Origin of the sequence: Thioalkalivibrio sp. AKL19 (assembly GCF_000420165.1) — a bacterium.
GTDB lineage: Bacteria > Pseudomonadota > Gammaproteobacteria > Ectothiorhodospirales > Ectothiorhodospiraceae > Thioalkalivibrio.
On sequence record NZ_ATUK01000010.1, the window covers coordinates 115,104 to 137,934 of the forward strand.

The following is a 22,831-nucleotide window of genomic DNA, read 5'->3' on the forward strand; positions in this document are numbered from 1 at the left end:
CGAACACGCGCAATCCCGTCCGCCCATCCCAATGAGGTTAGCAACAGTCCCCGGCCTTCGCGTCAGAAAAGACGGTTGTTTGTTAGGCTGCCGTTGCTCCCCTCTCACGAGACGCTGATCCGCATGACCGAATCCTTCAAGGCCCTGCTCCTGGAACAGCAACCCGACGGCCCGGAAGCCACGATCCGGACCCTCTCCCTCGACGACCTGCCCGCGGGCGCGGTTCTGCTCCAGGTTCACTATTCGGGGCTGAACTACAAGGACGGCATGATCCTGCGGGGTCAGGGCAACCTGGTCCGGGAATACCCGCACGTGCCGGGCATCGACCTGGCCGGGACCGTCCTCGAATCCGCCGACCCGCGCTTCGCTCCAGGCGACTCCGTCGTGCTCACCGGGCACCGCGTGGGCGAGATTCACTGGGGCGGCTACGCGGAACGCGCCCGGGTACGCGCCGACTGGCTGATCCCGAAGCCCACCGGCTACAGCACGCGCCAGGCGATGGCCGCGGGCACCGCCGGGTTCACTGCCATGCTCGCCATCGAGGCCCTGGAGGACCACGGCCTGCGACCCGACGCCGGGGAGATCCTGGTCACCGGGGCCTCCGGTGGTGTGGGCAGCATCGCCGTGTGCCTGCTGGCGCGACTGGGCTACGCGGTCACCGCCGTCACCGGCCGTCCCGAGAACGGCGAATACCTGCACCGCCTGGGCGCCACGCAGATCCTGCCGCGCTCGGAGCTGGCCCAAACCCCGCCCAAGCCGTTGCTGGGGGAACGCTGGGCCGGCTGCGTGGACACGGTGGGGGGCGACATGCTGGCCCATGTACTCGCCGGCATGGCCTACGGCCGCTCGGTGGCGGCCTGCGGCCTCGCCGGCGGCGCGCAACTGCGGACCACGGTCCTGCCGTTCCTGCTGCGCGGCGTCAACCTGCTGGGGATCGACTCGGTCCTGTGCCCCACCGAGCGGCGGCGGGCCGCCTGGGAACGCCTCGCGACCCTGCTACCCGGCGACGACCTGGACGCGATCACCGCGGAGATCGGCCTGGACGACCTGCCGTACTTCGCCGGACAGATCCTTGCGGGACAGATTCGGGGGCGCACAGTGGTCCGCCTGGATCCGGAGGACGCCCGCACCGCGTGACGCCCCGGCCCGCCCGGAACCGGCTATGCTGCGGGCACCACCACTGCGGAGGCATCCATGACCGAACTCGCATCCCGCCTGAAGTCGATCCGCGACCGCTTGGCCGAACTGGAAGCCATGGCCCGGGACGATCACGCGGAAGCCGCCCACCGCCTGGCCGCCGAACTGACCCGGGAGCTGAATCACGCGCTGGAGGAAGCCACCGGGTCCGGAGACGGCGGACACGCGGCCGCCCCCGGCGAACCCCGCCCACCGCGGGACCCGGTGGAGAAGTGCCCGCGCTGCACCCTGCGCAGCTTCACCTTCCAGGACGGCACTATCCGGGAACGCCCGGACGAGCCGGGGCACTTCGAGGCGCAGTACCAGTGCATGAGCTGCGGCCACGAGGCCTGGCGCCGCCTGGGTTAACAAACGAGGCGCGGGCGCATGCATTAGTCAGTGTTTCCCTACATCTGCCCCCGCGTCCAGCGCACGATGTCGGCGGCGCCCATGGCGCCTGCCTGGCGCGCGACCTCGTGACCCCCGCGAAACAGTGCCAGCGTCGGGATACTGCGAATGCCGAACTGCTGCCCAAGACCGGGCTCCGCTTCGGTATTGACCTTGGCGAGCCGCACGGCCGGCTCCAGATCCTCCGCCGCCTGCCGGAACTGCGGGGCCATCATCTTGCAGGGGCCACACCACGGCGCCCAGAAATCCACCAGCAACGGGATATCGTTGCGTTCCAGATGCCGGCGAACGTTCGCGGCGGTCAGCTCCAGCGGCTCCCCGGCGAACACCGACCGATGGCACTGGCCGCACTTCGGTCCGGCCCCCAGGCGGGCGGAAGGGATTCGATTCACCGCATCGCAGTGCGGACAGACCACATGCAGGGCTTCACTCACGGCAACACCTCGTCTGGACCAGATCGTAAGAGAGCGGTATCTCGATCTTATCCCACAAGCGCGCCGCTCGAGAGGTCAGGACGCGTGATGGCGGGCCAGGAACCGTTCGGTGCGTTCCACTGCGCGGCGCTCGTTGCGATCATTCCAGGGCTGTCCGATCAATTTGCGCATTGTCCCCTCGATCGTCCGCGTCACCAGGAGGTTGGTCAGCATGCGCGAGGCATTCGGGAAATCGCGCGGGAAGGCCCGCAGCGCCATGGAAAAACTGACGTCGTCGTAGAGCACGTAGTGCCAGAACCCAGGCGGGATGTAGAGCACATCCCCGTGGCGCAGTTCGGCCAGGTGACCGCGCACATGGCGCAGGCCCGGATGCCGCTCGTAGTCGGGGTTCTCGAAGTCCACCGAGGCCAGCGCGCTGAACGAGAACGGCACGTGGTACATGTACGCGGTGTATTCCGGGGCCACCAGCAGTACGCGCTTCGGCCCGCCAAAGTGGCACAGCAGGATGTCCGGACGGTCGATGTCGAAGTGCATCTGCACGCGTGCGTCCTTGCCGCCCATGAACAGAACGGGCAGCTTGCGGAACAGTCGCAACCCGATTTCGGGAAACTCGAAATCGCGCGCCAGCGCCGGCCGGGCAGCGAACAGATTGAAGAAGAACAGGCGCAGATCGCGTTCCCCCTCCGCCAGGCGGTCCAGGTATTCCGCCAGCGGCATGCGCAGGGACGCGGCGTGTTGATGCTCGTTGCCACGCGCGGGGCGGCTGTCGTACAGGGGCACGACGGCGTCACCGGCCACCTTGCGAAAATAGTCGGTGGTCCAGCGTTCCCGCGCCGGCCACTCCCGGGTGACCTCTTCCAGAATCACCGGTTGCGCGACCGCCTTGTACTGCTGCAAGAACGCGTCCGCTGCGACAGCCCCAACCCGCTCCACTGGGGTGGTCTCGATCATTGCCGGCCCTGCCTCCTGGGGGAAACCCGTCAGCCTACCAACCGCGCGGGGCACGCGCGATCCCGCGCGGCCCCAGCAGCCAGCCGAACAGGCAGTGCGTCAGCCACCACACCGCGGCGCACACGGCCATCACCACCGTCAGCCAGGCCAGGGGGTGCATCCACTCCTGGACCTGCCCGCCCGGCCCCAGTACCCAGTTCACGTTGTTGTCGGGATCGGCCAGCGCAAAGGTCAGCAGCAGGATGCCCCAGCCCAGCACCAGCATGTAGCGCCATGCGCGGGGGTCATACCCCAGGCGCCACACCAGCCAGATCAGCACGAACGGCAGGGGCAGGTGGTACAGCGACAACAACCGCACGAACAACGGGATCTCGGGGTTGAACATGTAATGCACAATGCCCAGCGGTGCCCAGCCCCAGACCACCATGCTCAACAGGAAGTCCAGCACCCAGCCGAGTTCCAGCAGCACGACCGCCACCAGCATCATGCTCGCGATCCGGCGGCTCTCCAGCCAGGCCGCCAGCAGTCCGCCCAGTAGCGCCACATTGGAGAACCACAGGAAATTGAACCAGCCATGCACCGCCGCGTAGACCGGCACCAGAACCAGCACGAACGCGAGATAACCCCACTTGACCCCGTGCGGCACCCCGCCACCACTCGCCACTGAACCCCCTGGCTTCACTTCGCTTGCCCCCGGCTGCATTCGGGCTCAGGGTAGCAGCATGTACCCCGTGATTCGGAAGCACGCTGCGCAATGAGACCGTTGTCCGCCCTCTGCGTAATCCTCTCGCTGCTGGCTGCCCCGGCCGTACTGGCGGCGGATCGCGCCGATGCCCCACCCCCGACCATCGGCCTGGCACTGGGCTCGGGCGGCGCCGGCGGACTGGCGCATATCGCCGTCCTCCAGGTCTTCGACGACCTCGATACCCGGCCCGACCGCATCACCGGCACCAGCATCGGGGCCGTAATCGGCGGGCTTTATGCGGCGGGGCTGACCGCCGACGAGATCCTCGACCTGTTCGACGACTTCGCGGGCTCCGAGCTGGACGCCCTGACCGGCCTGGCGCGCTCGGACATCCGGCTGATGGATCTCGTCCCGCTGCGGCTCGGCCGCAATGCCCTGTTCGACTCCGGCGAATTCCTGCGTTTCCTCGCCGAGCATACCGACGCCCGTGACTTCGACGACCTGCGCATCCCGTTCGCGGTGGTCGCGACCGACTTTCGCACCGGCGAAAGCGTGGTAATCGACGAGGGCGACCTGTTCAAGGCCATCGAGGCCAGCATGGCGGTACCGGGACTATTCGAGCCGGTCCGCTACGGCGATGCCCAGTACCTGATCGACGGAGGCGCCTCCAACCCGCTGCCATACGACCTGCTGCAGGGCGAATACGACTACGTGATTGCCGTGGACGTCTCCGGCAACGGCGCGCAGAACGACACCGACGACATCGGCATCAGCGACCTGCTGTTCAAGAGCTTCAGCATCATGCAGGGTTCCATCATCCGTCACATGACGCGGCTGGACCCGCCGGACCTCTACCTGGTCCCGGATACCAGCGGCATCCGTCTGCTGCACTTCAACCGCATCGACGAGATCCTCGAAAAGGCCCAGCCCACCGCCGACGAACTGCGCGCACAACTCGAGGCTTGGGGCATCCAGCGGCCCGGGCCGTGACACGGTGCAGGCCGCGACAGTGCCCTATAATCGCGGCATCCGTCGCAACGGACGCGACGCCATCCCGGGAGAGGCGTGAACCACGACAACTCCAATAACCCGCCCGGTCCGGGTGATCCGCCCCTTGAGACCGGAGCCGGACGCCACGAGCTGTGGTACACCCGGCGGGATGACCAGGTCTGCGGGCCCTACCCGCAGCGCTCCATCGGCCGCTTCCTGATTCTCGGCCGCCTGCGCCCGGATGACGAGGTCAGCCTCGACCGGGACACCTGGTGGCGCATCGACCAGCGCCCGCACCTGATCCCGGAAGAACTGCAGAACGCCCATACCCCGGAGGGCCGCGAGCGCCTGGAACAGGCGCGCCTGCGCGAGGACGAACGCCGCCGCGAACGCCGCCACGACGACCCGCCCCCCGAGATCCGCGAACGCCGCAAGGGCGACCGCCGCTGCCCGGAATCGCCGGAAACGGTCTCCCACCGGCAGCAATGGGCCGAGATCCTGGAACGGCCGTCACCTCCCTGGACCCAGTGGGTCCGCGGACCACGCCCCTGGATCGCGGGTGGCCTGGCGGTCGCCGGGGCCCTCGCGCTGCTGATCGGCTTCGGCCTCGCCTTCGAGCGCGACACGGGGCCCGACTGCGACGCACCCCCGGCGCCCGGTATCAACTGGAATTACTGCGACAAGGCCGGGGCCGACCTGCGCGCCGCCGACCTCACCGGGGCATCCCTGCACAGCACGCGGCTGGCCGGGGCACGCCTGCACGGCGCGCACCTTGCCGACGCCGACCTGCGCTTTGCAGACCTCTCCCTGGCCGGCCTGGAGAATGCGGATCTCGCGGGCGCCAACCTGACTGGCGCGGACCTGATACGGGCCCGCCTGGTGGATGCTAGCCTGGAGAGCGCCAACCTCGCACACGCCAACCTGACCGGCGCGGAGATGTCCGGTGCGCGCCTGGACCATGCCCGGCTCGACCGCAGCATATGGACCGACGGCCGGATCTGCGCCCGCGACTCCATCGGCACCTGCAACTAGCTCGCCGCGCAACGCGCCCTATTCGGCGTCGCGCTCGCCGGCCGGATCCAGGTCGATCCCCAGCTCGCCGGCCACGTCGACCCAGTACGGCTCGGCCTCGCAGGAACAGCAGTCACACCAAACGGTCACGCCTTCGTGCATGCTGAGCCGGCTGCGCGCGGCGGGTGCCATCCGCGCCTCCGGCGCCTTGCCGGATACCCGCGCCACCCGGCCTCCGGCCGTGCCCTCAGGTTGAGACATGGCTGCACCTCCCGACGCGCAGTCTCCTGAAGCCAAGAAACGCGATCCAAGCGGATCCGCATCGCCTTGAGCATAGACCCCGGCACCCGTCCCGGGCCAGCAGACGAATCCCGGCCCCGTGCTACTCTCGAGAGGATCCTTCCCTGCTTCCGGTGGACATGATCGCCCGACGCGACAAGATCCTGCTCTCGGTCTCGGCCGCGGCCCTGCTCGGCATCCTGCTGCCGCTGGCCGCGCTGGCCTGGTTCCTGTGGCAGGAGTCCGTGGTCGCCGAGGAGAAACGCCTGGCCGAGCTCGCCCAGCGCCTGGGCGAACAGACCGAGACCGCCCTGGTCGATGCCCGCGAGCTGCTGGACACCCTCAACCAGCTGGAGCTGGACGCCTGTTCCCCGGAGCACCTGGAACACCTTCAGGACGCGGCCATGGCGCGGCCGCACGTGCGCGCCATCGGCTACTGGCGCGCGGCAGAGCGCCAGTGCGGGGCCGGGTTCGTCCAGGGCGAGGCACTGACACCGCCGCGCGCCAGCCGCATCTACGACAGCGGGGTCATCGCCTGGTGGCCCGGCCCGGATACCGCGGTGGGCGGCGTGGAGCTGTTCCTGATGCGCTTCGGCCAGCACGACGTCTCGATCGATCCGCGCCTGCTGATCACCCCCGGTCTGCTGCAGGAACAGCAGGTCGGCCTCTGGGTGGAAGGTCTGCCAATGAGCCACCACCCTGCGGACGCCGAGCTCCCCTCGCCCGACGCCACCCCCACTGGCCTGAGCGTCGACCGCGCCCGGGGGCGCATCGTCAGTCGCTTCTCGCTGGACACGATCTTCCCGATCGACATCATCGCCGCCCAGCCACTGGCCGCCTTCTGGGACCGCTACCTGCCGACCCTGATCGTGGCGGGTCTCTTCGGACTGATGCTGGTGGCCCTGTGGCTGCTCCTCGTGGTGCACTACCTCCGCCGTCACCTGAGCCTGGCCAGCGAACTGCGCGAGGCCATCGCCCGCGGCCACCTGAGCGTGGAATACCAGCCCATCGTGGATCTCGCCGACGGGCGCTGCCGGGGCGCCGAAGCCCTGGCCCGCTGGCATCGCGAGGGGGACGAGACCATCCGCCCGGACGTCTTCGTCCCGCTGGCCGAGGACACCGGCCAGGCCACCGACCTGACGCTCGCGATCCTGCGCGCCATCCTGCGTGACCTGGGCGACCGCCTGCGGGCGCACCCCGAACAGACCGTCAACCTCAACATCACCGGCCACGATCTGGCCTCCGACCGCTTCGGCGATGCCCTGCGCACGGCCCTGCGCGAGGCGGGCGTCGCCCCGACCTCGATCACGCTGGAACTGACCGAGCGCTCGCTGCTGAACGAAGACGCGGTACGCGGCCGGCTGCGGGAACTTCGCCGGCGCGGACACCGCATCGCCATCGACGACTTTGGCACAGGATATTCGAGCCTTTCCTACCTCGAGCATTTCGAACTGGATACACTGAAGATCGACAAGTCCTTCGCCGACGCCATCGCCCACGAGGCGGTGACCAGCAGCGTGATCGGCCACATCATCGACATGGCCCGTTCGCTCGAGCTGCAGATCGTCGCCGAAGGCATCGAATCGCCCCACCAGGTCGAATGGCTGCGCGCGCAGGGCGTGGAGAGTGGACAGGGCTACCACTTCAGCCGTCCCCTGTCCGCCGCGGCCTTCCTCGACTGGTGCCACCAACGCTGAGGAGATCATGCCCGACACCCCCGCTCTGCGCCCGCTGGCCCGCGCCCTGGCGCCCGCCCTGTTGCTGGCCGCGACCGCCACCGGCTGCGGTCTGTTACCGATCGAACGGGACGACCCGTCCCCCGCGGGCGAGCACCTGCCCCCCGAGCCTTCGCCGGCGGATACCCCGTCCGTCGAAAGCCCGGAAACACCGCCCGAACCGGAGCCTGAAGCCACCCCGGAGGCCCCGGCCGAGGCACCCCCACCCCTGCGCATCGCCCGCTCGGACCAGGCGGAACAGGAACGCAGCGCCACCCTGCGGGAACAGGGTCACGACACGCTGGACCCGGGCCGCCTGGGCTATTACATGGATGTCCTCGGCGCCCGGCTGCGCCAGGAACTGGCGGAACAACCCGCCGCAATCGATCACCGGGACGAGGGCATCCGCGTGACCCTGGCGGAAGGAAACGGCCAGACCCGGGCGCTGGAGACCATCGGTCACCTGCTCCACGAGTTCGGCGCCAGCCTGGTGACCGTCGTCGCGCATCGCGGCGGCGTGGATCCCGACACCGACCAGCGGACCGCCGCGGAAGGCGCAGCGCTGGCCGCGGGCGAGCAGCTGGAAAGGGCCGGGGTGTCACCCGAACGCCTGGTGCTGCGCGGCACGGATGCGAATAACGCGGGGGCCAACCCCGCCAGCCTCATCCCCGCCCCGCGGCTCGAACTGCTGATCCAGCCGCTGACCGCCAGCTAAGCCCCCTCGCCACTGGAGCCCTTGGCCATGAACGAAGCCGTATCCGATGCGCCGGAGCCGATGACCATCCAGCCAGGCGCCGAAGCGCCCGCGCGCCGAACCGAGATGGAGCCAGACAGCACCGTCTATCGCACGCTGCTGGAGTCCACCCGTGCCATCCCCTGGCGCATCGACTGGGCCACCATGCGGTTCACCTACATCGGCCCGCAGATCGAGGCGTTGCTGGGCTGGACGCCGGAGAGCTGGGTCAGTATCGACGACTGGGTGGAGCGTATGCACCCGGACGACCGCGAATCGGTCGTCAACTTCTGTGTGGCACAGTCGCAGTCCGGGGTCGACCACGAGGCCGATTACCGTGCCCTGACCCGGGAGGGCCACTACATCTGGATTCGCGATGTGGTCCACGTGGTGCGCAAGGACGGCGAGGTCGAGGCACTCGTGGGCTTTATGTTCGACATCAGCGAGCGCAAGCAACAGGAAGAAGAGCTGCTGCGCCTGAAGTCCGAACTGGAGGCCCTGTCCTACCGCGATTCGCTCACCGGTATCGCCAACCGTCGGCAGTTCGATCTCGTACTCGAACGCGAGTGGGCCCACGCCCGGCGCGACCAGCGCCCGCTCTCCGCCGTCATGCTCGATATCGACCACTTCAAGGAATACAACGACCGCTACGGCCACCCGGCCGGCGACGGCTGTCTGCAGCGGATCGCCACCTGCCTCGCCGGCGTCGTCGGCCGCGAACAGGACCTGCTGGCACGCCTGGGCGGGGAGGAGTTTGTACTGATCCTGCCCGACACCGATATCGACGCGGCCCACGCGCTGGCCGAACGCTGCCTGCAGCGTATCCGCGAGGAGGCGATCCCGCACGCGAGTTCCCGCGTGGCCCCCACACTGACCGCCAGCGCCGGGGTCGGCAGCATCACCCCCGACGAGAACAGCCACTCCACGCAGGTGGTCGAGGCCGCGGACCGCGCCCTGTACCAGGCCAAGCGCAACGGGCGCGACCGGGTCGCCATCGCCGCGGGCGACACTGCCCCACCGACAACCTGAACCATCGCCAACGCCGGTGATCTGAACGGATAGCCACCGGCACACGCCCCACGCCGGGGCCCGGCGGGGACCCGAGCGCGGTCCATCCGCGGCGTGGCCGGGCGCCAGGGCCGTGATCCACGTCGGATCTCGCGAAGCGTTCGCCGGGCCACATGGAAAACATCCGGGATTCGGACCAGACTCCGGGGAAAGGGGCACCCCGGAGGGAGAGATCGACATGACCAGCCTGCATCACCCCGCTCGGGAACCCGCGCTCTACCGATTTCTCGGGATCGTGCTGCCCCCCGTGGGGGCCTACCGCTACGGCGCCGCCGCCCACAGCTGCGCCGCGCCGATCGCCATCGTCTGGGCGGCCGCCCTCGTCTCCATCGCCTATGCCCTGCTGACCGGCCTGGCGGGCATCTCCGGCTACGGCGGCTTCCCGCTGGCGATCGGTCTGTTCCTGTGGGTGTTCGCCACGGTATGGACCTTCCTGGTCGTGCGGAACGTGCAGGCGGACTCCTCCCTCACCGACCCCCGCAAACACGAAGAACGCGTCCGCCAGCGAGAGGACGACCACGACCCGCTGGATCAACTCGATTCCGGCGAACGCCCGCGCTGACGTCTCCGCCCGTACTGCCATCCCACTGAACCGCGCCGCGTTCACCCCGCTTTACCACCCCTGAAATCTGCCTCTCGAATACGGTTTGCGCCTCCGGACGTCCCCTGCCAGACTCGGACCAACGCGTGCGGGTGGAACGGGCCGCCAGGACGCGTCCGACCGAGGGGACATGCATGAGCGATTCGTCCGGGGTGGAGGTCCACTACGAGGACCTGGTGGAGAACCACCCCTTCATCATCATCTGCTATCGGCCCGACACCACCATCTTCTATGCCAACCGGGCGGCCCACGAGTACTTCGCGGCGCCCCCCGGCAGCCTGCTCGGGCACCGCTGGATCCATGACCTGCCCGAAGACCGGCAGTCCGAGAACCGCGCCGACCTGCTGCGCTATACCCCCGACGCGCCCGTGCGCACCATCGAGAATCCGGTGCGCCGCGGCGACGGAGCCGATCGCTGGATCCGCTGGACCAGCCGCGCCTTCTTCAACGACGCCGGGGAGGTCACCCACTTCCAGACCCTCGGCATCGACGTCACCGACCGCAAGCAGGGCGAGCTCCTGCGCGAGAACCTGCTGGGGAGCCTGGCCGAGGGCGTCTTCGGGATCGACGCCGACGGCAACTATACCTTCCTCAACCCCACGGCCTGCGAGTTGCTCGGGTTCGCCAGCGAAGACGAGGCCCTGGGCCGCAGTTCGCACGAGCTGTCGCACCACACCCGCCCCGATGGCCAGGCCTTCGCGCCCGCCGAGTGCCCCGTCTACCGCGTCCTGCACAGCGGCGAGCCGCTGCAGGCCTGCGAGGAATACTTCTGGAGCCGCACGGGCCACGGCTTCCCGGTGCTGATCAACGCCGCCCCGCTGTTCGATGCCCGCGGGCGGGTGACCGGCGCGGTGGTCTCGTTCCAGGACATCACCGAACGCCTGGCCGCGCGGGAGGCGCTGGAACAGCGCGAGTGGGAGCTGAAGGAGGCCCAGGAGATTGCCCACCTGGGCAACTGGATATCGGACTTCGATACCGGCGTCATCCGCTGGTCCGACGAGGTTTTCCGGATCTTCGGCCTCGAATACGACCAGTGGGGTGCCACCCACGAGGCCTTCATGAAGGCAGTACATCCCGATGACCGCGAGCGCGTACAGCGCGCGGTCGAAGCCGCCCTGACGCCGGACGGTCCGGAATACGACCTCGAACACCGCATCGTCCGCCCGGACGGTAATATCCGCGTCGTCTACCAGCGCGGGACCGTGGACTTCGACCCCCAGGGGCGCCCGCAACGCATGGCCGGCGTGGTGCACGACATCACCGAACGGCGCGAGGCGGAACGCCGGCTGCACTTCATCACCTACCACGATGCGCTGACCGGCCTGCCCAACCGCACCCGGTTTGGCGAACGCACCGACCAGGCCGTGGCCGATGCCGAACGCCTGGGTCGGCCGCTGGTGCTGGCCCACATCGGCCTGGATCGCTTCAAGAGCGTCAACGAAGGCATGGGCCAGGCCACCGGCGACGAGGTCCTGCAGCACGTGGCGCGGCGCCTGGAGAACCGTCTCCCGGTGGGCGGCGTCCTCGCCCGGCTGGGCGGCGACGAGTTCGGCGCGCTGCTGCCGGTGGAGACCCCGGGGGCCGTCGCCGGCTCGGTCACCCGCCTGCTGGAATCCCTGCGCCAGGTGATCAAGGCCGGCGAACACGAGCTGTACATCCCGGGGTCCATCGGCGTCGCCGTGTATCCCCACGATACCCGGGACACCGCGGACCTGATGCGCCGCGCCGAGTCCGCGATGCACCAGGCCAAGCGCACCGAAGGCAACGCCATCGAGTTCTCCTCCGGCGACCTCAACAGCGATGTACGCGCCCGCGTCTCGCTGGAAGGCCAGCTGCGGCGCGCGGTCGACCACCAGGAAGGGTTCTTCCTCCACTACCAGCCGCGGGTCGCTGCGGGGGACGGACGCGTCGTCGGCGTCGAGGCCCTGCTGCGTTGGCAAGACGCCGCCGGCACGGTGCATTCGCCGGGCGCCTTCATCCCGATCCTCGAGGAGACCGGGCTGATTGTCGAACTGGGTCACTGGATCCTGACCGAGGCCTGCCGCCAGTGCCACGCATGGCACCGAGCGGGGCTGCCCGCGGTGCGCATGTCCGTCAACCTGGCCGCCCCGCAATTCAGGGATCATCAAATGGCCCACTGCATCGACCGGGTCCTGGCGGAGACCGGCCTCGACCCCAATGCCCTGGAACTGGAAGTCACCGAGAGCATGCTGATGGCCGACATCGAGCAGGTCATCCGTACCCTGGGCCAGTTCCGCGAACGCGGGGTACGGGTCGCCCTCGACGACTTCGGGACCGGCTATTCCTCGCTCGCCTACCTGCGTCGCTTCCCGCTGGACGTCCTGAAGATCGACCGCTGTTTCATCGCGGACCTGCAACCTGACTCCGGTGACGCCGCCATCGTGCGCACCATCCTCGGCCTCGCCGACAACCTGGGCCTCGAGTCCGTCGCCGAAGGGGTGGAGACCGCACAACAGCAGGCGTTCCTGCTGAAGGAAGGCTGCCAGACCCTGCAGGGCTTCCTGTTCGCCCGCCCCCAGTCTGCCGCCGACTGCGAACACTTGCTGGCCCGCCCCGAGTCAGCGGCGGCGCACCCGGGCTTCAGCGCCTGAGCGGTTCCCCACGCACTTTTTTGTTCGCGCGCCCAAGCGACGACTGGATTCACAACGAGAATCAGCCAGACACGGAGATCATCCGGGGGCGCAAATGGCCCGTCGCCGGTCGCTTTAAATCCGGGCGCTTTTGGAATGTCACCATCCCCGGCGGCCTTGCCCATGCCCTGCCATCCCGACCGGAGCGAAGCGCCGGGATCTCCCCCTTCGAGGTAACCCCAGCCACCGAGATCCCGGATCACCGCTACGCGGTTTCCGGGATGACGAAGCAGGAGGCGCGGGGAGCCCCGGGGCGCGTACCGCTGCGCTCCAGGGCCACGTTCGAGTAGTGTGCTGTACACACCCAGGTCCGCACGGTCCCTGGACCTGGCTGACCCTCGTGGCTAATCAGGAGCGACACAGCAGCGAGCATGCACATCGATCCGTGTTTCCCTACGATGGACCACCACCAACCGGAGGGCACCGCGTGCGCGCCACAATCATACTGGCAGGAATCATGCTGATCGGCGGCTGCAGCGCGCTGCCGCGCGGCGATGACGCCCCGCGCGAGGTGGCCTACATCTGCGCCTACGGTCCCGAACTCACCGCCAGCTTCGAGGACGGCCAGGCCCTGTTGGCCTTCAACGGCGCGCGGGCCCGCCTGCAGGCCACCGAGACGGCCTACGGCGGGCGCTACGCCAATCCCACCGACGACATCGTGTTCTGGACGCGCGGCGACGCCGCCATGCTCGACATGCTGGGCGTGTTCTGGAGCTGCCGCGCCCTGCCCGACCGCGGATGACCGACGCAGCGACCCGTTTTGTCCTGCAGGCCACCGGTGCCCGCACGGCGGTGCGCGGCCCGGTCATCCAGACCCTGTGGAGTGGCTACGGCGAGATCGTGCGCTACCTTCTTGAGGGTGGCGACTCCTCCACGGTCATCCTCAAGCACATCGTGTTCCCCGACGAACTGGACCATCCGCGCGGCTGGAGCAATAACCGCTCGCATCAGCGCAAGGTCCGCTCCTATCAGGTGGAGATGGCCTGGTACCGCGACTGGGCCAACCCATGCGCCGCCACCAGCCGTGTGCCCCGCTGTCTGGATACCGCGACCATCGGCGACGAGCACCTGATCGTGCTGGAGGACCTCGATGCTGCCGGCTTCCCGCAGCGCAGGGAGCACCTGACCCGCGCCGAGGCGCGGCTCTGCCTGCACTGGCTCGCCCGTTTCCACGCGCGCTTCATGGGACAGGCGCCCACGGGACTGTGGCCCGAGGGCAGTTACTGGCACCTGGCCACCCGCCCGGACGAGTGGGCCGCCATCGAGGACCCGGCGATTCGCGACACGGCAGCGGCCCTCGACAACGCCCTGACCGGCGCCCGCTACCGCACCCTCGTCCACGGCGATGCGAAGGTGGCCAATTTCTGCTTCGCACCGGCGGGTGATGCCGTCGCCGCCGTGGATTTCCAGTACATCGGCGGTGGCTGCGGGATGCGCGACGTGGCCTATTTCCTCGGGAGCTGCCTGGACGAGCGGGAACAAAAGAACTGGGAGGCCGACCTGCTGGATACCTATTTCGCGGCATTGCGCGAGGCCCTGCATGACCGGGTAAGGAAAGAGATCGCCACGGATATCGAGCGCGAGTGGCGCGCCCTGTTCCCCGTCGCGCAGGCGGACTTCTACCGCTTCCTGGTCGGCTGGATGCCGGACCACTGGAAGGTCCACGACTACAGTCGGCGTACGGCCCTCGCGGTCATTCGTCGCGTTCAGGAGGACGACTTCGCCGGCGCGGGCTCGGGGTCGATCCCCAACGCTTCGGCAACCTCCAGCCAGTAGGGCTCCGCCGAGCAGCTGCCCCAGGCGCCACTCGTGGCGGCCGGGGTCGCGTCGGCCTCTGCGTCCCGGACCGGCGACTTGCTCGCCGGCGGGGAATCGTTACGGTCCATCTCGTTCATGGCGAGGGAAGTATGCCATGCCCCGTCCCCGGCTATGGGGCCGGGGCTTCGGCCGCAGCCGGTGCCGCCGCCCCGGAGAATCCGGGGCCGCGTACATCCCCGGCCTCCCAGCCGCGGCCGCTGTCGCGGCCGGTCACCCACCACTCGTGCACGAACAGGCGCAGCGGGCCGCGCACCCGCTCCTCGAAGCGCGTGGGCAGGGTAAATCCCTCGATCTCCGCGTACTCGAGGAAGGTCGTGTCCACGTGGGCCCCCTGGGTCGGTCCAAACCCGCTCAGCGTGATGTGCACGCGATACAACAGGGCCGTCTCCGGGTGGATCCACATCACCACCTGGTCGGCATCCGCCTCGCCGAAACCGGGCTCGACGGTGGCCAGTACCCGGTAGTAGTCCACCCCGTCCTCGCGCCGGTCCGGCAGCCGCTCCATCCCCGTGGCGCGGTGCTTCACGAAGCTCGGGCCGTAGTGGAACAGCTCGCCGGCATCGGTGGTCATCGCACTGGCACGGATACGCTCGGGGTCCGTGCTGCGCTCGCCGTCGTAGTACAGGCGGAATTCTTCGCCCTGGCGGAACACGCTCTTGGTGCCCTCGGGTCCGGTGTAGTGGACGGCATAGAGGTCGTCGGCGGGTCGGTAGCGCTCCTCCCCGCGGCCGCGGTACTCGCCATCCGCCACCAGCGGCTGGATGCGCTGGATCATGCGGCCCCACTCGCCATCGGTCGCCTGGTTCAGGTCACCGTCGAACGTGCGCAGATCTCCGCCGTGGGCCGCCAGGCTGCGCTGGAACAGCGCTTTCGCCGTCAGTCCATCGTCGAACTCCGCCTCCGGGCCGGGCTGTGGAAAGGTTCCGCCGCACCCGACCAGCAGCAACGCAAGACCCAGCCACAGGGCGCCCGAGCATGCCCCTGATCGTGTCGGTTTACCCATCGCCGCATTCCTTGCTGGAAACTTGTGTACTGTTCTTGTACCTGCCCTTTATCGACGATGCAACGGCGATGCCCACCCCCCGCTTTGCGCCCCCCTGCTCATCCCGTCGCCGAGAGCCACCGAGATCCGCATCGACGCCAACCTCGTGATCGAATCCGTCCTCTCCATCCCCCGCGAGGGCCAGTAACCGCCCATCGTGCTCCCGGGGTTCGTGCACTTCTGGCGTCAAGCCGGGTCCAACGTGCCGACGCCGCTTCGTGAACCATCATGTCCCGTATCCGACCACTCTTGATTGTCGCCCTGCTTCTGATCCCGGTGCCGGCCCTGAGCCAGACGGAGGGGAGTCACCAGGCTGTACTGGCGGGCGGGTGCTTCTGGTCCATGCAGCCGCCTTTCGACGCGCTGGAAGGCGTGCTCGAAACCGAGCTGGGCTACACCGGCGGCCATACCCGCAACCCCACGTACTGGGAAGTCACCACCGGACGGACCGGGCATGTCGAGGCCGTTCGCGTCCACTACGACCCCACACGTGTCGGCTACCGCGAGATCCTGGACGTCTTCTGGCGCAGTATCGACCCACTGGATGCCCACGGTCAGTTCTGCGATCGCGGGCCCCACTACCGCACCGCGATCTTTGTGCAGGACGCGCGCCAGAGGGCAATCGCCGAGTCCTCGCGCGAGGCGCTCGACCGCTCCGGACACTTCGACCGGCCCGTCGTCACCCGAATCCGCGACGCCGCGCCCTTTTACCCCGCGGAGGACGCGCACCAGGACTATTACCGGGCAAACCCGGAGCGCTATGCCGACTACGTAGCGAACTGTGGCCGGCAGGAGCGCCTGCAGGCCCTCTGGGGCCGCCCGGCGGGGGACGCGCCGCCTGTCCTTCGCCACTGACGCCCCGGGCGCGTATGGCGTTCCCCGTTCCCGGTTGCCAACACCGGCCCTAAAGTTCGGTTCAGGACGGCCGTCAACGGGCTGTAGCCGGGGGAATCCGGCGACCTGATCCCGGCGGCATGGCACCGGGTACCGACAGGCCCGGTGACGGGCCGTGAGACCCGACAACATGGCCCAGGTGATCAACACGAATCTCCTGTCGCTCAACACCCAGCGCAACCTGCGGCTTTCCCAGGGCGCCCTGCAGGTGGCCCTGCAACGCCTCGCCTCCGGGCGCCGCATCAACTCGGCCCGCGACGATGCCGCCGGACTGGCCATCAGCCAGCGCTTCACCACCCAGATTCGCGGCCTGAACCAGGCCATGCGCAATGCGCAGGACGGCATCGCGCTGGCCCGCACCGCCGAGGGTGGGCTGGGCTCCATGAGCGGCAACATCCAGCGCATCCGCGAGTTGGCGCTGCAGGCGGCCAACGGCACCCTGTCCGCCTCCGATCGCCGGGCCCTGAACCAGGAGGCCCGGCAATTGCTGGCCGAGACCGACCGGGTGGCCAGCCAGACCACCTTCAACGGCCGGGCCCTGCTCGATGGCAGCGCCCCCACCGCGTTCTTTCAGGTTGGTGCCAACGCCGGGCAGACCCTCGCCGTGGACCTCGGCGACGGCATGGGCACGCGCCAGCTCGGCGCGGTCGCGACCAGCCGGTCGGGGGATCTGACAGCGCTGTTCGCCAGCGGCCCGTTCACGGTGGCGGCCGACTTCCGCATCCGCATCGGCGAGCGGCCGGAGATCGACGTCCCGGACGGGGACTATGACTCGGTCGCGGCCCTGGCCACCGCCATCAATCGCGAGCTCGGAGACCCGAACCACGCCTCCGCCACCTTCGATGGGCGCCTCGAAATCACCGCACGCGAGACCATCACCATCAGCGGCGACGCCGGTCTCAATGCCCTGGACATGCCCGCCACCCGCGCGGTCGAGGGCCATCTGGCCGGGATCGACCTGGGCACCGCACAGGGCGCCAGCGATGCACTCGCCCGACTCGACCAGGCCCTGGACCAGATCAGCGCCCGGCGCAGCCGCCTGGGCGCGGTGCAGAATCGCCTGGAGTCCACCATCGACAACCTGGGCATCGGCAGCGAGAACCTCCAGGCCGCGCGCAGCCGCATCCTGGATGCCGACTATGCCGCCGAGGTCGCCGCCCTGATCCGTGCCCAGATCCTCCAGCAAGCCGGGATCGCCATCCTCGCCCAGGCCAACCTGGCACCCCAGCTCGTCCTGCGCCTGCTCGCCTAGGGAGACGCGGATTGAATCGGCCTCTCCCTGGGTATCCCTTCTAAGCCGCGCACAACCCTTGCTTTCCTTCATGTTTTGACATAAATGAAAGCTGATGGCGAAGCTCAAAAGTGAATGATGGCCCCTGGTTGCCACCTCCCACCCGGTGACGCAGGAAAGCCGCACAACCCGGGAACCGCCGATTTGATCGCGTCCGGCACGGAGGTCCACCATGCAGATCCTTTTATCGCCCCTCGTACTGATCCTGGTTCTCGCTCTACCTCTAGGCCTGTCCGGCTGCGCTACCACCCATGCGACCACGCCGGAGGCGCGAGCGTCCGAGAATGCGCTGTCCCACATCCTGTTCGACTACGACGCAGACGCCTTTACGGCCTACAACATGAGCCGCAGCGGCCGCGTCGACATCACCTTTGCGCGCGATGTCCCGGATGGCCTGTACAGCGAAATGATGGATGAGCTGCGGGCCCACCCGGACATCCGGGGAGTCCGCGCGGCGCGCACCGGACCCGCTTGCGGCCTGTTCTGACCCCTGCCGCCAGCGCCTCCGAAAACGCGCTGTCTTTTCCCTGCGCCAGCGGCACTGGCCTGTCCACAGATCACGAAATCCGGGAATGGGCGTCCCGGGTGGGCCCTGCACCCGGGACGCCCATATGGCGGTGCAGCGCAGAGGGATCCGCGCCCCGGTTGATCCCCTACCTCTGGCGCACTGGCCATGCGGCCCCGGAAACCGGCTTTGACCCGGATCACCGCTTCGCCTACTCTCGGAATCAGGTGGTGATCCTCCGGGATCGGTGGCAAACACGAAGGAACGGATCCGAATGGGCCGCGACCACCCAACAGGGAGGAACACGCCCCATGCCCCTGCGCATGTCCGGCTCGACCGCCAGGTTCGGCACCTCGCTTCGCCCTGGTCTACTAGCGCTGGTGGGGATACTGCTCGGCGTATCCGCGGCGGCCGACGTGGGCCCGGACCCCCTGCCCCACAACCGGGGCGCCTATCTCTCGCCCTATACGGCGCAGGGCGATCTGGCCGGCTGGGTCGACGAGGTGGTGGGCGAGTCCTCGCGCGATATCGCCGGGCTCGCCGGACGCCTGCTGCAGACTGCGGCGATGGCCTACGGCGCGCAACAGACCCACCGCATGAGCGGCATGCTCGATCACGCCAGCCGCGCCTCCGGCATCCCCGCCATGGATTTTGGCAGCGCCCTGGTCGCCGCCACGGAACCCGGCCACACGCCCGCGGGAGGGCTGGAACAGGTCACCGCCATCCTCGGCGAGTTCGGCCGTCACGGGGTGGTGGGCGAACGCGCCGGGCACCAGGTGCGAAAGCTGGCGCGCGTACTGGAGGATCCGGAAGCCGCCGTGCGCGGCGAGCTCGAACGCCTGCAGATCGGATCGCGCGATGTCGCCGGCGTATTGCGGGATCTCGAGCGCCTGCCATCCGGACAGCGGCAGGGAGTTCTGCACGCGCTGGGTGACGACACCGCCCCGGCCCTCGAACTCTTGCTGGCCGCCGGCCACCAGCGCCTGGACCGCCAGATCCACGAACTCTCCCAACCCCGTAACCTCGCGTCCAGTGCCCCCGGCAGCCTGTTCGGCCTGCTGGCCCGCGATCACAACGCGGGGCTGTTCGGCGCCGGCGAGGCCCTGCAGCGCCAGCTGGGCGACCAGGCCCTGCGCCAGGGGGCCGAGCTGGGGATGGGCTTCTTCGCCTTGTTCGACGGCTTGTCGCAGACCCACCGTCAGCTCGAACTGACCCCGGAACGCATGGTGCGCTACCGCCAGGCGGCCGACCGCTCTTTCGACGATCTCGACAGCCTGCTGGTGCACACCATGGTGCACTACCGCACGCGGCGCGACTTCGCCCGTGCCAGCGAGGCCGTAATACTCCTCTACCCCGAGGCACGCCCGCGCATGGACGCCGCCCATCGCGTGGCCGGCGACATCATCACCGCCGAATGGCACCGCATGCAGCAACGCATGGACTTGCAATGGCAATAACCCAACGGAGAACCGACTGATGCGTACCCACCCGACACCCGCCCGCCTACTCGCCCTGGGTCTGGCCCTGACCCTCGGCATGGCGGCCTCGGCCGCGCACGCCACCCCGGGCGCCGACCGCCAGTTCGACCGCAACATCCAGGCGGTGGACACAAGCCTGCTGGACGCCGGCACCCGGGCGCTGCTCGACCAATACCGCGCCGAGCGTGGCTCGCGCGAGGCGCGCCAGGTCAGCCGCCAGGCCCTGCCCGGACGCGGTGCCACGCAATGCGCATGGGATGATCGTTACCGCGCCATGGCCAGCCTCGATACGCCCCCCGAGGTCATCTTTGCCCGCGCCCTGGTCACCAACAAGGGGCGCGGCTCGGTGGATCTGGGCTTTGACCGCTTCGAGCTCCACGCCGACGGCGCCTGCCCGGATGCGGTCGACAACGGCTCCGTCAGCTTCTGGATGACCTGGTACCAGAACCACCAGGCGATGGAGCCGGCGGCCGTCTCCAGCATCGAGGAGGCGCGTCGGCTGTACGCCACCTCCGCCGCCGACAGCAGCATGAAGATGGTCATGCGCTTCGATGGCGAGATGCAGGGCGGCCAGCCCCACGGTCGCTTCCGGCTGATCCAGACCAACCACACCATCGAGATGCGCGGGATGCGCGGCGGCAATGCCAGCAGCCACGCGCTGGGCTACGCCGATTTTGAGGCCGGCGAGCTGGTCCGGCGCCTGGTCGTGACCGAGACAACCCACGGGACCACGCTGGTCTACCTGGAACAGCCCCACGGCGAGGAGCACACCCTCAACTACTGGGTCATGCACGGGGCCGGCATGCATCTCGGCGATCACTACCCGACCAATGCCACAGGCGAACTCGACGGTCGCTTTGTGCGCCTGCGCAGCAACGAGAACCCGCCGGAGATCAGCACCTGCGTGCGCGGCAATCTTCCCGCCCCGGCCTCGGCCTGCGACTAACCGTGATATCCGGTGCGGGGTGCGCCCCGCACCGCATCCCGTCCTTTGCCCCGACAACCCTAGCGCCGGCGTGCACAGGCACCGGCATCCTATTGTTTTTGCGCGGGTGTACTACACTCGGTTGAAGGTACCGTGGTTCCGGACATTCGGAGCCCCGATCGGAGCGTAGACCGCGCGAACGCGTGGCGCGGCTCGGCAGCCGGCCCGGGACTGGCCAAAGGAAGTGCGTGATGCGCAGGTACCACTCGCCCCTCCCCGCTACCAGCGCCATCCGCTACTCGGACCATTTGGCCCGTACCACCCTGCGCGCGTGGGTGGGCATGTCCTTCGTGGGCGCCAGTCTGCTGATCCTCGCCGGGCTCGCCCTGTCCTGGCTGCTTGTCTACACCGCCGGTGGCGCCGACAGTATCGTCCCGCACTTCTATTACGTGCCCATCCTGTTCGCCGCGGCGCGCTTCGGCGCGGGCGCCGCCCTGGTCGTGGCCCTGGTGGCCGGCGTGCTGGCCGGACCCATGACGCCGGTGGATGTCACCGCCGGCATCGCACAGGAGACCGAACGCTGGCTCACCCGCACCGGCTTTTTCATTGGCATCGGCCAGCTGATGGCCTGGCTGGTCATCCCGGCCCTGCACCCTGTGACGGAAGAGCTTCGGCGCATGCGGCAGGAATTCGATATTCGGAGGGGCCTGAAGCACAACGAGTTTTTCCTGCGCTACCAACCGATTTACTCCCTGGCGCAGGAGCGCCATGTCGGCGTCGAGGCGCTGATCCGCTGGCAACACCCCATCCGCGGAGAACTATCCCCGGCGGAGTTTCTGGACGTGGCGGAGGATTCCACGTTAATCCATGACATCTGCGATCTGGCCCTGGACGAAGGCTGCCGCCAGGCGGCCGCGTGGAAGGCCCTGGCCGCCGAACACGGCCGCCCCGCATGGTACGTGGCAATCAACCTCTCGGCGCACGACATCGTCCGCCCCGAAATGGCGGCCCATGTCGCGGCCGCGCTGGATCGCCATCGGCTACCGCCGGAGTTGCTGCACATCGAACTGACCGAAACGGTGCTGGCGATGGACGCGGCCCCCGATGCCCTGAAGCAGCTCAAGTCACTCGGCATCCAGCTCGCCATCGACGACTTCGGCACGGGTTATTCCTCGCTGGCCTACCTCAACCGCTTCCCCATCGACATCCTCAAGATCGACCGCCAGCTGATCTCCGGACTCGGGATCGATCCATCCGCCCACGACCTCTCGCGCGGCATGGTCCTGCTGGCCGAGTCACTGGGCCTGCGGACCATTGCCGAGGGCGTGGAGACGAAGGAACAACTGGCAATCGGCCGCGAACTGAAATTCGATTGCATCCAGGGCTACTACTTCGCCCGTCCGTTACGGGCCGAAGAGATCCCATCCCTGCTGCTTTCCGACACGCCGCACACCGGCCATCTGCACGCGGTGTGCTACTGACCGAAATAGTCGCGCAGGAGCTGGGTCGTGCGGGCAGCCGGATCCTCGCGGATGCGCCGCTCCTCGTCCGCGAGGATGGTAAACAGGCCATCCAGGGCGTGATCGGTCACGTAGCGATCCAGATCGACGTCCAGCCCCGACAGGCCCGGAATGCGGCCCGCCGCGTCGCGCAGCGGCTGGTACACCCGATAGACGTCGGCCCGCTCCATCTGCTCCTGCACAATCGGCATGTAGCGCTCGCGCAGGGTGGACTCCGACGCATCGCGCAGATACTGCGTGGCGGCATCATCGGCCCCGCGCAGCACCCCATACACATCCTCCGGCCGCATCCCGCGGATGGCGCTGACAAACACCGGAACGGCCTCCTGCGCTGCGGACTCCGCCGCACGATTCATCCGCCGCTCCAGATCGTCCACCTCGCTGGCGAACCCGACGCGCCGCAGCGTATCGCCGGCCTGCTCCAGCTCCGGCGGAAGACCGATGCGGATCAACGCGTTGCCCCAGTAGCCATCCTCGCGGCCGGTCCGCTCCACCGTGCGCTCGGTGCCCACCCGCAGGGCCTCGCGGATCGCCTCCTCGGCACGATCACCACCACCCCCGTCGAGGCCGAAGTCGCGGACATCCAGCCCGGCGCACGCGGTCAGCAAGAGGGGGACCAGAAGCCAGGGGAGCAGGTACGCGCGTCGCATGTCGAA

23 protein-coding genes are annotated in these 22,831 nt (G+C 68.7%); 17 read left to right on the forward strand and 6 right to left on the reverse strand.

The genetic code is table 11. From position 1 onward, the window contains the following. Positions 1 to 123: 123 nt before the first annotated feature. Both F817_RS0102535 and F817_RS0102540 read left to right on the forward strand, forming a co-directional pair. Complete coding sequence (locus F817_RS0102535) at positions 124 to 1,137, forward strand: MDR family oxidoreductase (RefSeq protein WP_024326174.1); 1,014 nt, start codon at positions 124 to 126, stop codon at positions 1,135 to 1,137. A 57-nt stretch (positions 1,138 to 1,194) separates the two neighbouring features. Continuing rightward, entirely contained in the window at positions 1,195 to 1,545 is a 351-nt protein-coding gene (locus tag F817_RS0102540) for a hypothetical protein (RefSeq protein ID WP_024326175.1), read from the forward strand. Between the two features lie 38 nt (positions 1,546 to 1,583). Here the strand turns inward: F817_RS0102540 and trxC are convergent, their stop codons facing one another. The 3 genes from trxC to F817_RS0102555 form a co-directional block, all read right to left on the reverse strand. Next, positions 1,584 to 2,018: a thioredoxin TrxC gene (trxC, locus tag F817_RS0102545; RefSeq protein WP_024326176.1), complete on the reverse strand. Its 435-nt coding sequence runs from the start codon at positions 2,016 to 2,018 to the stop codon at positions 1,584 to 1,586. A gap of 75 nt (positions 2,019 to 2,093) precedes the next feature. Further along, entirely contained in the window at positions 2,094 to 2,969 is an 876-nt protein-coding gene (locus tag F817_RS0102550) for a cupin-like domain-containing protein (RefSeq protein WP_024326177.1), read from the reverse strand. Positions 2,970 to 3,003: 34 nt separating this feature from the next. Beyond that, a complete protein-coding gene (locus F817_RS0102555) occupies positions 3,004 to 3,579 on the reverse strand; it encodes a hypothetical protein (protein ID WP_024326178.1) in 576 nt (191 codons plus the stop codon). 144 nt (positions 3,580 to 3,723) lie between these two features. Here F817_RS0102555 and F817_RS0102560 point away from each other — a divergent pair, with 144 nt between their 5' ends. After that, entirely contained in the window at positions 3,724 to 4,644 is a 921-nt protein-coding gene (locus F817_RS0102560) for a patatin-like phospholipase family protein (protein ID WP_024326179.1), read from the forward strand. A gap of 75 nt (positions 4,645 to 4,719) precedes the next feature. After that, positions 4,720 to 5,676, forward strand: a complete 957-nt coding sequence (locus tag F817_RS0102565; protein WP_024326180.1) for a pentapeptide repeat-containing protein — start codon at positions 4,720 to 4,722, stop codon at positions 5,674 to 5,676. A gap of 18 nt (positions 5,677 to 5,694) precedes the next feature. Here F817_RS0102565 and F817_RS13675 read toward each other — a convergent pair whose 3' ends face one another. Next, positions 5,695 to 5,916, reverse strand: coding sequence for a hypothetical protein (locus F817_RS13675; protein ID WP_155988429.1), 222 nt, complete (start codon positions 5,914 to 5,916; stop codon positions 5,695 to 5,697). 158 nt (positions 5,917 to 6,074) lie between these two features. On the opposite strand from F817_RS13675, the gene F817_RS0102575 reads away from it, so the two are divergent. From F817_RS0102575 to F817_RS0102605, 7 genes are all read left to right on the forward strand, one after another. Then, entirely contained in the window at positions 6,075 to 7,631 is a 1,557-nt protein-coding gene (locus tag F817_RS0102575) for an EAL domain-containing protein (protein WP_024326181.1), read from the forward strand. Positions 7,632 to 7,638: 7 nt separating this feature from the next. Then, a complete protein-coding gene (locus F817_RS0102580; protein ID WP_024326182.1) occupies positions 7,639 to 8,364 on the forward strand; it encodes a hypothetical protein in 726 nt (241 codons plus the stop codon). A gap of 27 nt (positions 8,365 to 8,391) precedes the next feature. Next, on the forward strand, positions 8,392 to 9,411 hold the full coding sequence (locus tag F817_RS0102585) for a sensor domain-containing diguanylate cyclase (RefSeq protein ID WP_024326183.1): 1,020 nt from the start codon (positions 8,392 to 8,394) through the stop codon (positions 9,409 to 9,411). Positions 9,412 to 9,628: 217 nt separating this feature from the next. Continuing rightward, entirely contained in the window at positions 9,629 to 10,012 is a 384-nt protein-coding gene (locus tag F817_RS0102590; protein ID WP_024326184.1) for a hypothetical protein, read from the forward strand. Between the two features lie 173 nt (positions 10,013 to 10,185). Further along, positions 10,186 to 12,663: an EAL domain-containing protein gene (locus tag F817_RS0102595; protein ID WP_024326185.1), complete on the forward strand. Its 2,478-nt coding sequence runs from the start codon at positions 10,186 to 10,188 to the stop codon at positions 12,661 to 12,663. Between the two features lie 496 nt (positions 12,664 to 13,159). Continuing rightward, on the forward strand, positions 13,160 to 13,444 hold the full coding sequence (locus F817_RS0102600; RefSeq protein ID WP_029681013.1) for an MliC family protein: 285 nt from the start codon (positions 13,160 to 13,162) through the stop codon (positions 13,442 to 13,444). Beyond that, positions 13,441 to 14,478 carry a phosphotransferase gene (locus F817_RS0102605; RefSeq protein ID WP_024326187.1) on the forward strand — a complete coding sequence of 346 codons (1,038 nt, stop codon included), beginning with the start codon at positions 13,441 to 13,443 and terminating at the stop codon, positions 14,476 to 14,478. The genes F817_RS0102600 and F817_RS0102605 overlap by 4 nt, the downstream gene beginning before the upstream one ends. A gap of 151 nt (positions 14,479 to 14,629) precedes the next feature. On the opposite strand, the gene F817_RS0102610 is transcribed toward F817_RS0102605, so the two are convergent. Beyond that, entirely contained in the window at positions 14,630 to 15,523 is an 894-nt protein-coding gene (locus tag F817_RS0102610) for a hypothetical protein (protein ID WP_042799057.1), read from the reverse strand. Positions 15,524 to 15,790: 267 nt separating this feature from the next. Here F817_RS0102610 and msrA point away from each other — a divergent pair, with 267 nt between their 5' ends. The 6 genes from msrA (at position 15,791) to F817_RS0102645 (ending at position 22,136) form a co-directional block, all read left to right on the forward strand. Continuing rightward, entirely contained in the window at positions 15,791 to 16,417 is a 627-nt protein-coding gene (msrA, locus tag F817_RS0102620; protein WP_024326189.1) for a peptide-methionine (S)-S-oxide reductase MsrA, read from the forward strand. Between the two features lie 169 nt (positions 16,418 to 16,586). Next, entirely contained in the window at positions 16,587 to 17,708 is a 1,122-nt protein-coding gene (locus F817_RS0102625) for a flagellin (RefSeq protein WP_024326190.1), read from the forward strand. Positions 17,709 to 17,919: 211 nt separating this feature from the next. After that, on the forward strand, positions 17,920 to 18,234 hold the full coding sequence (locus F817_RS0102630) for a hypothetical protein (RefSeq protein ID WP_024326191.1): 315 nt from the start codon (positions 17,920 to 17,922) through the stop codon (positions 18,232 to 18,234). A 329-nt stretch (positions 18,235 to 18,563) separates the two neighbouring features. Further along, positions 18,564 to 19,709 carry a hypothetical protein gene (locus tag F817_RS0102635; RefSeq protein WP_024326192.1) on the forward strand — a complete coding sequence of 382 codons (1,146 nt, stop codon included), beginning with the start codon at positions 18,564 to 18,566 and terminating at the stop codon, positions 19,707 to 19,709. 19 nt (positions 19,710 to 19,728) lie between these two features. Next, complete coding sequence (locus tag F817_RS0102640; protein ID WP_024326193.1) at positions 19,729 to 20,676, forward strand: hypothetical protein; 948 nt, start codon at positions 19,729 to 19,731, stop codon at positions 20,674 to 20,676. Positions 20,677 to 20,906: 230 nt separating this feature from the next. After that, entirely contained in the window at positions 20,907 to 22,136 is a 1,230-nt protein-coding gene (locus tag F817_RS0102645; RefSeq protein ID WP_024326194.1) for an EAL domain-containing protein, read from the forward strand. Here the strand turns inward: F817_RS0102645 and F817_RS0102650 are convergent. Next, positions 22,130 to 22,825 (reverse strand): DUF4197 domain-containing protein, encoded by a 696-nt coding sequence (locus F817_RS0102650; protein ID WP_024326195.1) that lies wholly within the window; start codon positions 22,823 to 22,825, stop codon positions 22,130 to 22,132. The genes F817_RS0102645 and F817_RS0102650 overlap by 7 nt on opposite strands. Positions 22,826 to 22,831: the final 6 nt, after the last annotated feature.